9 protein-coding genes are annotated in these 13,002 nt (G+C 66.0%); 6 read left to right on the top strand and 3 right to left on the bottom strand.

What is annotated here, in order from left to right:
- Window positions 1-19: 19 nt before the first annotated feature.
- Together ACE10W_RS04255 and cysG are read right to left on the bottom strand one after the other, a co-directional pair.
- Window positions 20-328, bottom strand: a complete 309-nt coding sequence (locus ACE10W_RS04255; protein ID WP_011084294.1) for a DUF2849 domain-containing protein — start codon at window positions 326-328, stop codon at window positions 20-22.
- Complete coding sequence (gene cysG, locus ACE10W_RS04250; protein ID WP_304550847.1) at window positions 325-1,749, bottom strand: siroheme synthase CysG; 1,425 nt, start codon at window positions 1,747-1,749, stop codon at window positions 325-327. The genes ACE10W_RS04255 and cysG overlap by 4 nt, the downstream gene beginning before the upstream one ends.
- Before the next feature lie 245 nt (window positions 1,750-1,994).
- Between cysG and cysD the strand changes: the two genes are divergently transcribed.
- The 4 genes from cysD (at window position 1,995) to ACE10W_RS04230 (ending at window position 7,770) form a co-directional block, all read left to right on the top strand.
- Window positions 1,995-2,789, top strand: coding sequence for a sulfate adenylyltransferase subunit CysD (gene cysD, locus ACE10W_RS04245; RefSeq protein ID WP_011084292.1), 795 nt, complete (start codon window positions 1,995-1,997; stop codon window positions 2,787-2,789).
- 20 nt (window positions 2,790-2,809) lie between these two features.
- A complete protein-coding gene (gene cysC, locus ACE10W_RS04240) occupies window positions 2,810-4,726 on the top strand; it encodes an adenylyl-sulfate kinase (RefSeq protein ID WP_011084291.1) in 1,917 nt (638 codons plus the stop codon).
- Window positions 4,727-5,273: 547 nt separating this feature from the next.
- Window positions 5,274-7,439, top strand: a complete 2,166-nt coding sequence (locus tag ACE10W_RS04235; RefSeq protein ID WP_304550846.1) for a malate synthase G — start codon at window positions 5,274-5,276, stop codon at window positions 7,437-7,439.
- Between the two features lie 130 nt (window positions 7,440-7,569).
- Entirely contained in the window at window positions 7,570-7,770 is a 201-nt protein-coding gene (locus ACE10W_RS04230) for a CsbD family protein (RefSeq protein ID WP_027544225.1), read from the top strand.
- Window positions 7,771-7,845: 75 nt separating this feature from the next.
- Here the strand turns inward: ACE10W_RS04230 and ACE10W_RS04225 are convergent, their stop codons facing one another.
- Window positions 7,846-8,001 (bottom strand): Thivi_2564 family membrane protein, encoded by a 156-nt coding sequence (locus ACE10W_RS04225; protein ID WP_011084288.1) that lies wholly within the window; start codon window positions 7,999-8,001, stop codon window positions 7,846-7,848.
- Between the two features lie 272 nt (window positions 8,002-8,273).
- Here ACE10W_RS04225 and ACE10W_RS04220 point away from each other — a divergent pair, with 272 nt between their 5' ends.
- A complete protein-coding gene (locus tag ACE10W_RS04220; RefSeq protein WP_304550845.1) occupies window positions 8,274-10,367 on the top strand; it encodes a methyl-accepting chemotaxis protein in 2,094 nt (697 codons plus the stop codon).
- A 262-nt stretch (window positions 10,368-10,629) separates the two neighbouring features.
- Window positions 10,630-12,723 carry a methyl-accepting chemotaxis protein gene (locus ACE10W_RS04215; protein WP_304550844.1) on the top strand — a complete coding sequence of 698 codons (2,094 nt, stop codon included), beginning with the start codon at window positions 10,630-10,632 and terminating at the stop codon, window positions 12,721-12,723.
- Window positions 12,724-13,002 lie beyond the last annotated feature (279 nt).

Genomic DNA, 13,002 nt, shown 5'->3' with positions numbered 1-13,002 from the left:
CTTACAGCTCTGCCAACATTCAGACGGGCAAGCCGATCGTCACGCCATCGCGGCGAATCTGCTCACGCAGATTACCCGGCAGGATCTTGCCGGCCTCGTCGACTTGCACCGGGGCGATATAGGGGCCGATCGCGCCGACGTCATCGGCCACGGCCTCGGCGAGCAACGCTTTCGCTTCGTCCGAGTTTCGCACGATCGCGGCATCCGTCAGTTCCACGGACCAGCCCCTGGCAGCCGTGCGATAGACGACGACGCCGTCCCAGGTCCGGTTGGCGGTCACAACGGAGGGACCCGTAATTTTCAGCTTTTGTTGCAGAGGAGAGGTCATTCGGCAGCATCCAATAGGTCGGAGATGATTTGCTTGGGTGTCTGGCGGCGAAGCGAGCCGGCATGCCGGACCACGTCGCCGATGATGAGGATGGCGGGACCGCCATGGATCCGCCGCACGAGCTCGGGCAGGTCGCGCAGCGTGCCGATCGCGCCTTGCGCATCGGGCCGCGTGACGCGGGCGAACACACCGACCGGCGTTTCGGGCGAACGCCCCGCGGCGAACAGGCCTGCGCGCACGGCCGGCGCCGCGGTCATGCCCATGTAGACCACGACGGTCATCTTGGTGTCGGTGAGCGTCGACCAGTCCACGGCTTCCGCATCGCGCGCCTTGTGCGCGGTGAGGAAGGTGATGCGGGTCGCTTCATGACGATAGGTGAGCGGCACCTCGAAATCGGCGGCGCCGCCGAGCCCGGCGGTGATGCCGGGAATGATCGAATAGGCAACGCCCGCCGAGCGCAGCGCTTCGACCTCTTCGCCGCCGCGGCCGAACACGAAGGGATCGCCGCCCTTCAGCCGCACCACGCGCTGACCTGACTGCGCGGCCTCGATCATGCGCGTGTTGATGGCGTCCTGGCCGACGCCGGGCTTGCCGACGCGGCGGCCGACCGCAACGCGCGTCGTGTCGCGGCGGATGCGATCGAGAATTTCGGACGAGACCAGCTCGTCATGGAAGACGATGTCGGCGTCCTGGAGCGCGCGCAGCGCCTTGATAGTGAGAAGATCGGGATCGCCCGGGCCGGCGCCGACCAGCGCAACGGAGCCTTCCGGCTTGTCGGCACGCGCGAACGCGGCGGGATCGGCAATGGCCTTGAGCGCCGCGTCCGCCTCGCCCTTGCGGCCGGCGAGCACGGAGGCGCCGATCGGGCCGTCGATGACGCGCTCCCAGAAGCGGCGGCGCAGCGGAAACTCGGCAATGCGCTCGTTGATGGACTTACGGAAGCCGCCGATGAACTCGGCGAGCTCGCCAATGCGCGCCGGCAGCAGCGCCTCAATCTTCTCGCGCACGCGTCGCGCCACCACCGGAGAGGTGCCGCCGGTGCCGACCGCGACCACGACATCGCCGCGATCGACGATGGCCGGGAAGATGAAGCTGGAATGCTCGAGATCGTCCATGACGTTGACCGGCAGGCCGAGCGCCTTCGCCCGCGCCGACATCGCAACGCCGACATCGCCCGCCCCGGCGCAGACGATCGCGATGACGCCTGAGAGATCGGCGATGAGCGGATCGCCGGTCGCGATGTCGACGCGCGCCGCGTCCTCGGAGCTAAGGCCCATGTCCTGATTGCCGTCGATCGCATGCACGCGGACGCGCGCATCGGCCGCAGTGAGCACGCGCAGCTTGGCGCGCAAAAGCTCACCCGCACCGATGAGGACCACCGGACCGGCCTTGAGATCGAGGAACACCGGCAAGAACCGCATACGATACTCGCTTCCCCCACATCCGGGGTTGACTGGAATTATTTTCTATATATGTGTCGTTTCGAGCGCGCAAAGAGAAAATTTTTTCTTCTCTCCTGCGCTGCAACTATAGAATTTTCGCCTCCAAACGCAAAGTGGCAGAGATGCATCTTCTCAAGGACGATTCCGCAGCTGTCGGAGTGAGCAGCCCCGCCCTCACCGGGCGCTCGGGCTCGCAAGAATTTTCTGCTGATGTTGCGCCCAGCATGGACCATCTGGACCAGCTCGAGGCGCAGAGCATCTACATTTTCCGCGAGGCCTTCGCCCGTCTGAAGAAGATCGCCCTGCTGTGGTCGCTCGGCAAGGACTCCAACGTCATGATCTGGCTGGCGCGCAAGGCGTTCTTCGGCCGCATGCCGTTCCCGGCCCTCCATGTCGACACCGGCAAGAAGTTTCCGGAGATGTATCGCTTCCGCGATCATTACGGGAAGGAGTGGGATCTCGACCTACGCGTCGAGCCCTGCCCGCCCATCGATGCCGTCGACCCAACGCTGCCGCCGGCCGCCCGTTCCGCTGCGCGCAAGACCGAAGGCCTCAAGATGGCACTCGGCAAATACGGCTTCGACGGCCTGATCGCCGGCATCCGCCGCGACGAGGAGGCCACCCGCGCCAAGGAGCGCGTGTTCTCGCCGCGCGGTCTCGAAGGCAATTGGGACGTGCGCGACCAGCCGCCTGAGTTCTGGGATCATTTCAACGCCTCGCCGCCGCAAGGCGCGCATTTGCGCATCCATCCGATCCTGCATTGGACCGAGGCCGACATCTGGGCCTACACCAAGCGCGAGAACATCCCGATCATCCCGCTCTATCTGTCGCAAAACGGCAAGCGCTACCGCTCGCTGGGCGATCAGGACATCACCAATCCGGTGAATTCGACTGCGTCGACCATCGAGGAGATCCTGGTCGAGCTCGAGCAGACCAAGGTGCCGGAGCGCGCGGGACGCGCGCTCGACCACGAGACCGAAGACGCCTTCGAGCGTCTGCGCGTCGCCGGCTATCTCTGACCTCAGGACGCAACGCGGCCATGAACATGATCGTCACCCCCGCTTCGCCCGCGACCCCGAACGGCACCACGCGCCCGCAGGTCCGCATCGTCATCGTCGGCCATGTCGACCACGGCAAGTCGACGCTGGTCGGCCGCCTCCTGCACGAGACCGGCAGCCTGCCCGACGGCAAGCTGGAGATGCTGAAAGCCGTCAGCGCGCGGCGCGGCATGCCGTTCGAATGGTCGTTCCTGCTCGACGCGCTCCAGACCGAGCGCGACCAGGGCATCACCATCGACACCACGCAGATCCGCTTCCGCACCAATTCGCGCGACATCGTGCTGATCGACGCGCCCGGCCATGCCGAATTCCTGCGCAACATGATCACCGGCGCCTCTCAGGCCGACGGCGCGGTGCTGATCATCGACGCGCTCGAGGGCGTGCGCGACCAGACCAGGCGGCACGGCTATCTCCTGCATCTGCTCGGCGTGAAGCAGGTCGCGATCGTCGTCAACAAGATGGACCGCGTGGATTTCTCCGCCGATCGCTTCCAGGCGATCAGCGACGAGATTTCCGCGCATCTCAACGGCCTCGGCGTGACGCCGACGGCCGTGATCCCGATCTCCGCGCGCGACGGTGATGGCGTCGCCACGCGCACCGACCGCATCGGCTGGTACAAGGGACCGACCGTGGTCGAGGCGCTGGACCAGCTCGAGCCGGCGCGCCCGCTGGAAGCGCTGGCGCTGCGGCTGCCGGTGCAGGCGATCTACAAGTTCGACGACCGCCGCATCGTGGCGGGCCGCATCGAATCCGGCAGCCTGGTTGCCGGGGACGAGATCGTGATCATGCCGGCCGGCAAGATCGCCAAGATCAAGACGGTCGAGAGCTGGCCGGCGACGCCGATTGCCGGACGGCAGGGCGCGGGCCGCTCGGTCGGCATCACGCTCGACCGCGAATTGTTCATCGAGCGCGGCGACATCGTCGCGCATGCGGGCAGTGCCCCGCGCGAGACGCGCCGCTTGCGCGCGCGCATCTTCTGGCTGCACGACAAGCCGCTGGCCAAGGGCGACCAGCTCCTGGTCCGCTGCGGGCCGAAGGAAAGCCGCGCCACCGTGGTGGCGATCGAGAAGGCGGTCGACCCGGGCGAATTGTCGAGCGTCGAGAACAAGGCGATCGGCCGCAACCATGTCGGCGAGATCGACATCTCTCTTTCGAATCCGATCGCCACCGATCCCTACACCGAGAATCCGCGCACCGGACGTCTGGTGATCGAGGTCTCCGGGCGCATCGCCGGCGGCGGTCTCGTGCTGTCGGTCGATGCCGGCCAGCGCGCCGTGCCGGTCGACATCGTGCCGGTGGAATCGGCGCTCCGTCCCGACGAGCGCTCTGCGCGCTATCAGCACAACGGCGCCGTGGTCTGGCTCACCGGCCTGCCGGCCTCCGGCAAGTCGACGCTGGCGAAGGCGCTGGAGCGGCGGCTGTTCACCAATGGCGGCTCCCCGATCCTGCTCGACGGCGACACGCTGCGCGCCGGGCTCAACAACGATCTCGGCTTCTCCGCCTCCGACCGCAGCGAGAACATCCGCCGTCTCGCCGAGGTCGCGACGCATCTCGCCCGCAACGGCCACATCGCGATCGTCGCCGCCGTCTCGCCCGCCCGCGAGGACCGCGCCACCGCGCGCCGCATCGCCGACACCGCGTTCCGCGAGATCCATGTCGCGACACCGGCCGGCGTCTGCGAGGAGCGCGATCCGAAGGGCCATTACAAGAAGGCCCGCGCCGGCGCGCTGGCGTCGTTCACCGGCATCGGCAACGACTACGAGACGCCGCAAGCGGCCGAGCTCGTGATCGACACGTCGACACGGACGGTCACTGAAGCCGCCGACGAGATCGAACAGATGCTGAAGACCACCGGCGTGCTGTTCGACGAAGTCGTGGATCTCGCCGCGAATATTTGAGGCGCCGATTATCGCGAGTGTGCTCGCTGCCTCCGCACATGCAGTGCGTTCCCTCCCCCCTTGCGGGCAGGGCAATCGCATATGGTGTGCACGATGCGGCGGCATCGGCACTGGGCTCCCTCTCCCGCTTGCGGGGGAGGGTTGGGGTGGGGGTGTCTCCGCGTCGGGATTGTTGGGGATTGCGGATGACATCCCTGCGTGGCGAGAGCCCTCACCCGCCGCGCTCTGCGAGCGCGTCGGCCTCTCCCGCAAGCGGGAGAGGCGGAGCAAGCCCGCGGAAAATCCTCGTGAAATCCATATGCGATTGCCCTGCCCCTTGCGGGGGAGGGAGCGCAGTTGTGCGCTTGGCGCCCAGCCGGGCTCAAGCGTTTGTAAAACGAGCCGGCCCGCCCACCGCTTCTTGACATTTTGACAACCCCCCAGGGGTCTTCTCACCGCCCCGATTTTGGGGCTAATAGGTCCCGAAAGCCGCCCCCTGTGGGCGCATTTTGCTGCTGTCGGGTCAAAAGCAGCCAAAAAACAGCCATTTCCAACAAGAAAGCCCATCATGAAACGCGTCGACGCCCACGGATTGAAGATCGCTCCTGTTCTGTTTGACTTCATCGCCAAGGAAGCGGCCCCGAAAACGGGGATCGCGCCGGATGCGTTCTGGGCCGGGGTTGCCGCCATCATCAAGGACCTTGGGCCGAAGAACCGGGCGCTGCTGGCGTTGCGCGACACGCTGCAGGCCAAGATCGACGACTGGCATCGCGCCAACAAGGGCAAGGCGTTCGACCTCAATGCCTATACCGCCTTCCTGAAGGAGATCGGCTATCTCGTCCCGGAGCCGGCGACGCAGAAGGTCGAGACCGCCAATGTGGACGAGGAGATCGGCAAGATCTGCGGCCCGCAGCTCGTCGTCCCCCTCACCAATGCGCGCTATGCGCTGAACGCGGCGAACGCCCGCTGGGGCTCGCTCTATGACGCCTTCTACGGCACCGACGCGATCCCCCACGATCCGTCCGAGAGCGGCAAGGGTTACAACAAGGCGCGCGGCGACAAGGTGATCGCGAAGGCCAAGGCCTTCCTCGACGCCGCCGTGCCGCTCGCGACCGGCAGCCACACCGACGTCACCGCCTACAGCATCGTCGCGGGCCAGCTCGCGGTGAAGCTGAAGAGCGGCAATGCGACCGCGCTGAAGAACGCCGCGCAGTTCGCCGGCTTCCAGGGCGATGCGGCCGCGCCGAGCGCGGTGCTGCTCGTCAACAACGGCCTGCATGTCGAGGTGACGATCAACCGCAACAGCGCGATCGGCAAGGACGATCCCGCCGGCGTCGCCGACATGGTCATGGAGGCCGCGGTCTCGACCATTCTCGACATGGAGGACTCGGTTGCCGCGGTCGACGCCGAGGACAAGGTGCTGGTCTACCGCAACACGCTCGGCCTGATGAACGGCACGCTCTCGGCCGACTTCGAGAAGGGCGGCAAGACGCTGACCCGTTCGCTCAACGCCGACCGCAGCTACAAGACGCCGGACGGCAAGGGCGAAGTGAAATTGCACGGCCGCAGCCTGCTGCTGATGCGCAATTGCGGTCACCACATGTTCACCGACGCGGTGCTGGACGAACAGGGCGAGGAGGTCCCGGAGGGCCTGCTCGACGCCGCCGTCTCCGGCCTGCTTGCGATCCACGACCTCAAGGGCAACTCGAAGGTCAAGAACAGCCGCACGGGATCTGCCTATATCGTCAAGCCGAAGATGCACGGCCCGGACGAGGTGTCGTTCACGTGCGAGATTTTCGACCGCGTCGAGAAGATGCTCGGCCTGCCGGAGAATACGCTCAAGGTCGGCATCATGGACGAGGAGCGGCGCACCACCGTCAACCTCAAGGCCTGCATCCAGCGCGCCTCCAAGCGCATCATGTTCATCAACACCGGCTTCCTCGACCGCACCGGCGACGAGATCCACACCTCGATGGAAGCGGGCCCCATGATCCGCAAGAACGAGATGAAGGCGCAGGCCTGGATCAAGGCCTACGAGGACTGGAACGTCGACATGGGCCTGATCGACGGCCTTCCCGGCCACGCCCAGATCGGCAAGGGCATGTGGGCCGCGCCCGACAAGATGGCGGACATGCTTGCGCAGAAGCTCGCCCATCCGCAGGCCGGCGCCACCACCGCCTGGGTCCCCTCGCCGACCGCCGCGACGCTGCACGCGCTGCACTACCACCAGGTCAACGTCATCGCGCGCCAGGAGGAACTGACCAAGGGCGGACCGCGCGCGAAGCTGTCCGACATCCTCACCATTCCGGTGTCGAAGTCGAACTGGGCGCCCGACGACGTCAAGCAGGAGATCGACAACAACTGCCAGGGCATCCTCGGCTATGTCGTGCGCTGGATCGACCAGGGCGTCGGCTGCTCCAAGGTGCCCGACATCCACGACGTCGGCCTGATGGAAGACCGCGCCACCTTGCGCATCTCCAGCCAGCACCTCGCCAACTGGCTGCACCAGGGCGTGATCACCGAGGCGCAGGTGATGGAATCGCTGAAGCGCATGGCCGTCGTCGTCGACAAGCAGAACGCAGGCGATGCGATCTACAAGCCGATGGCGCCCGCCTTCGACGGCGTCGCTTTCAAGGCCGCCTGCGACCTGATCTTCAAGGGCCGCGAGCAGCCGAACGGCTACACCGAGTACATCCTCACCGCGCGCCGCCGCGAGGCGAAGGCGGCGGGCTAGGCCCGGTCACCGAAATGTCAAAAGCCCCGGCGCGAGCCGGGGCTTTTTTGTTGGGCGAAACGTCGCGGCGCGAGGAGGAACGGCTGCGCACCGCTCGCGTTGTCGGGCCATCAACCAACGGGAGATGGTCATGGATTGGAACCGCATCGAAGGAAACTGGAAGCAGTTCAAGGGATCGGCCAAGGAGAAGTGGGCCAAGCTCACCGACGACGACCTCAAACTGATCGAGGGTCGTCGCGAGCAGCTCGAAGGCCGGCTGCAGGAACGTTACGGCAAGGCCAAGGACCAAGTTCGTCAGGACGTCGACGACTGGCTCAAGACGCTGCACTAGCGTGCTCGGGAACGCAGACCAAGCCCCGGCTTTCGCCGGGGCTTTTCATTTCGAAGCATCGTAGCGGCGCGCCCGCTAGAATACCGTGAGATATTTCAACAGCGACACCACACCAATGATGATGACGACCACGCGCGCGATCTGCTTGGCGCGGCCGTCCATCGGCAACATGTTGATGAGATAGAGCACGAGAATGACGACGAGAAAGGTGACGAGTACGCCGACCAGCATCGCGAGGCCCCCTTCAGGCAGATTGCTAACGATAACCTAACGCCTGTCTCGCGCGACGGTTCCACCCGGGCAACCCATTGCAACTTCTAGTAAATGCGTACTTCTACCGGCAGGCCGGCTGCCTAAAACTTTACCCTTTTCCTTTCAGATGCAGAAACCGTTTGAGCCCCTGAAGCGCAAACGGCGTGCGATTGCCGATCTGCCGCGCCCCCGTTTGCCGATGTTGCCGGGCGTCTTCACGAAATTTGCAATGGGAATTTGGGGGGACTTCGATGCTCTATCGTCTGACCGTATCCGCGCTGCTGAAGGCGGTGATCGCGATCACGTCGGTCTGTGTGGTGATCGCGCTCTCGCTCACCGCCTATGAATCCTGGGATCGCCTCAAGACCGCCAACCGCATTTCGCAGATCGCCGACGCTTCCGCCGATCTGTTCAAGGCGATGCACAATCTGCGCACCGACCGCTCGACCACCAACCGGCTCCTGAACGCGACCGAGCCGATGGATTCCGAGATCGAGAAGTATTTGCGTGCGCTGCGCGATGCGCAGATGCCAGCGATGGCACATGCGCTGGAGCTGCTGCCGAACATCGACTTCTCGCAATCAGGCACGCTGGTGCCGGAGCTCGCGCGCCTCAACAAGCTGCTGATCGAGGAGCAGAAGCAGTTCTGGGAGGACGTGGCCAAGCCCAAGGACCAGCGCCGCGCGGGCCTGCCGAAGGAGTATATGGAGACGACGCAAGGCCTGCTCGAGACGCTCGACAAGCTCTCGAACGTCCTCGCCGCCACCGTCAACCACCAGGACGCCGTGATCGACCAGCTACTGTCGATCAAGCAGAACGCCTGGCTGCTGCGCAACACCGCGGGCGAAGCCTCGCTGATCGTCTCGATCGGTCTTGCCGCCGGCAAGATCACCCCCGAAGCCCGGTACAACTACACCCAACATGTCGGCGGCACGTCGGCGATGTGGAAGGCGCTGGAATTGACGACCTCGGGCATGCAGTTGCCGCCGGCGCTTGCCTCCGCCCTGGCCGCGGCGAAGACCGCCTATTTCGAGCCGCAATATCTCGCGCTGCGAGACCGTCTCGCGGACACGCTGGTCAAGGGCGAGAAAGCCGAGATGACCGCCAACCAGTGGAGCCCGGTCACCGTCGGCCGTCTCTCCAGCGCGGTCGCGGTGGCGGAAGCCGCTCTCGATGCCGCGAAGAGCCATACGCTGGAACAGCGCTCCGCAGCTCAACGCGCACTCGTCATGCAGCTCGCACTTCTGGCGCTCGCCGTCGGCCTCGCCGTCGGTGCCATCATGCTGGTCAACCGCCGCGTCATCCATCCGCTCAACACCATGCGCGATGCCATGCTGAAGGTCGCCGGCGGCGACCTTGCCGTGGACAGCGGCTATCTCGACCGCAAGGACGAGATCGGCGCGCTCGCCGGCGCGCTGGAGGCGTTCAAGCAGCAAGCGACCGACAAACTCAAGATCGAGGAGCAGGAGCGCGCGCGCAATGCGGGCGCTTCGGCCCGCCAGCGCGCGATCGAGGTCTATGTCGGCGAGTTCGAGGGCGCGGTGCGCAAGACGCTCGGCGAATTGAGCGAGGCCTCCGGCAAGATGCGCAAGACCTCGGGCGATCTGTCCGCGGTGTCGCGCCAGACCAACGACCGCGTGCAGATCGCCGGCAAGGCCTCCAACGACGCCTCCATGAGCGTCGACAGCGTGGCGGCCGCCGCCGAGGAGCTCTCGGCCTCGATCAACGACATCAGCCAGCAGGCGGCCCATGCCGCGGGTATCGCCGGCCGCGCCGTCACCCAGGCGCGCGAAACCGACGGCACCGTGCAGGGCCTGGCAAAATCCGCCGGACGCATCGGCGAGGTCGTCGGCCTCATCAACACCATTGCGGCGCAGACCAATTTGCTGGCGCTCAACGCCACGATCGAGGCGGCGCGCGCCGGCGAAGCCGGCCGCGGCTTTGCCGTGGTCGCCTCCGAGGTGAAGTCGCTGGCGAGCCAGACGGCCAAGGCCACCGAGGAAATCTCCGAGCAGATCGCCGACATCCAGCGGGTGGCCGGCGACGCCATCAACGCAATCCAGACCATCGGCGGCATCATCGGCGAGGTGAACGAGGTCGCGACCGCGATCGCGGCCGCCGTGCAGGAGCAGGGTGCGGCGACGCAGGAGATCACCCGCAGCACGCAATTTGCGGCGCAGGGCACCAGGAACGTCTCCGACAACATCACCGGCGTCAGAGCCGATGCGGATGCCGCCGCAGCCGCCGCGGACAACGTCAAACACGCCTCCGAGACGCTGGAGAGCCAGAGCCGCCAGCTCGGCGAGGACGTCACTGGCTTCCTTGGCAAGATCCGCGCGGCTTAGGCTTCATAGGCGCGTGGCCGGCCACACACCCCGATGTCGTCCTGGCTTTCGCCAGGACGACGATGGTGGGTGCCAACCCTCAATGCCCCAGTAATTTTACGGCAGCACCACTGTCTAAGTTTTTACCCTTTTCGGGCCAAATGCGCCTCAAGCGCCTGCCGCAAGGCAGGTGCTTCTGTCACGTGCAACCCTTTGGTCCTTCGAAGTTCGTGGAGGCTGCCGTTCGGGGCCACGAACTTCGAAACGCGTACCGGGGTGTCCGATGCTCAACCGCCTGACCGTATCCGCACTGCTGAAGGCGGTAATCCTGTCCACCGCATTCGTCGTCGTGATCGGCTTCTCGATCAGCGCATGGAGCTCATGGGGCCGGCTGCAAGCCGCCAACCGGATCGTCGCGGTCTCGGCCGCATCGGCAGAAGTGTTCAAGGCGATGGCGAACATCCGTGCCGACCGTTCGACCAGCAGCCGCCAGCTCACCTCGGACGTCCAGTTGGACCAGGACATCGAAAGATATATCCGCGGAATCCGCGACATCCTGATGCCGGCGCTGGCGCGCGCCACCGAGATTCTTCCCTCCATCGACTTGCCGCAGGGCGAGACGATGGTGTCGGACCTCGGCCGGCTGAACAAGGTGTTGCTTGAGAAGCAGGCGGAATTCTGGACCGAAGTCGCCAAGCCCAAGGCTTCGCGCCGCGCAGCACTCGCCAAGGAATATACCGACGCCGAGGATGGACTGATGGCGATCCTCGAAAAGCTGGCGCCGATGCTCGGCGCGAGCGTCAATCATCAGGACGCGGTCATCGACCAGCTCCTGATGATCAAGCAGATGGCCTGGCTCTTGCGCCTGAGTGCCGGCGAGTCCTCGCTGATCGTCGGCAACGCGCTCGGCACCGGCAAGATCACGCCCGAGCTTCAGCTCGCCTATACCAAATTCGTTGGCGGCACCGATACGGCCTGGAATGCGATCGAGCTCGCCACGGTCGGCATGCAATTGCCGCCGGCGCTCGCCGCGGCCATGGCGAACGCCAAGGCGGTTTATTTCGATCCGCAATACGCCACCACGCGCGACGGCATCATTGCCGCGGTCGCCAAGGGCGAGAAACCGTCGATGACGGCGAACCAGTGGAGCCCCTATTCGGTTGGCCGTATGGCGAGCGCGATCAAGCTCGCCGACGCCGCGCTCGAGGCGGCCAAGGACCATTCCGCGGCCCAGCGCGCGACCGCGGTGCAATCGCTGATCGTCAATACCGCCCTGCTCCTCGCCGCGATCGTCCTGACCGGCGCCGCGATGCTCGCGGTCAGCCGCCGCGTGATCACGCCGCTGCACCGGATTCGCGACGCCATGCTCAAGGTCGCCGGCGGTGACCTTGCCGTCGACAGCGGCTATCTCGACCGTCACGACGAGATCGGCTCGCTTGCGGGAGCGCTGGAGACGTTCAGGCAGCAGGCGATCGACAAGCTCAAGATCGAGGAGCAGGAGCGCGAGCGCAACGCCGGCGCCGCCGCGCGCCAGCGCGCGATGGAGAGCTATGTCGGCGAGTTCGAGGGCGTGGTGCGCAAGTCGCTGGGCGAACTGAGCGAGGCCTCCGGCGAGATGCGCAAGACCGCGGGCGACCTTTCCGCGGTGTCGCGCCAGACCAATGAGCGCGTCGAGGTCGCCGGCAAGGCGTCCAACGACGCCTCCACCAGCGTGGACAGTGTCGCGGCGGCCGCCGAGGAGCTCTCGGCCTCGATCAACGACATCAGCCAGCAGGCGGCCCATGCCGCCGGCATCGCCAGCCGGGCCGTCAATCAGGCCCGCGAGACCGACGGCACCGTTCAGGGGCTGGCGCAGTCCGCAGGGCGGATCGGCGAGGTCGTCGGGCTGATCAACACCATCGCGGCGCAGACCAATTTGCTGGCGCTCAATGCCACGATCGAGGCCGCGCGCGCCGGCGAGGCCGGCCGCGGCTTTGCCGTGGTCGCATCCGAGGTGAAGTCGCTGGCGAGCCAGACGGCGAAGGCGACCGAAGAGATTTCCGGGCAGATCGCCGACATCCAGAAGGTCGCGGGCGACGCCATCAACGCGATCCAGGCCATCGGCGGCATCATCGGGGAGGTCAACGAGGTCGCCACCGCCATCGCCGCCGCCGTTCAGGAGCAGGGTGCGGCGACGCAGGAGATCACTCGCAGCACGCAATATGCAGCGCAGGGCACCAAGAACGTCTCCGACAACATCACCGGCGTGAAGGCCGACGCCGACACCGCCGCCGGCGCCGCTGACAACGTCAAGCAGGCGTCGGAAACGCTGGAGACGCAGAGCCGCCAGCTCGGCCAGCAGGTCAGCGACTTCCTGGGCAAGATCCGCGCGGCGTAGGGCTGCGGGTTGGAGAGAAAGCCGTAGCCGCTCCTTCGGTGTCGTGCCGGCCTAGTCGCAATCGCGCACGGGGGGGGCCGGGACCCAGCCACAAGGAGAAGTTAGGATGCGAGCTTGGCAACTCCGAGTCTTCGCCAAACCACGCCCTGTGGCTATGGATCCCGGATCTACGCGCGCTTTGGGCGCGCTTGTCCGGGACGACAGCGGAGATTGGGGCACGGGCATTGCATCACGCGAGATGTCGTCCTGGCGAAAGCCAGGACCCATAATCACCGGCCA

This window comes from Bradyrhizobium sp. B025 (assembly GCF_042257955.1).
Lineage (GTDB): Bacteria > Pseudomonadota > Alphaproteobacteria > Rhizobiales > Xanthobacteraceae > Bradyrhizobium > Bradyrhizobium diazoefficiens.
Note: the sequence above shows the minus strand (reverse complement) of the source record. Positions and strands in the feature narration are given on the sequence as shown.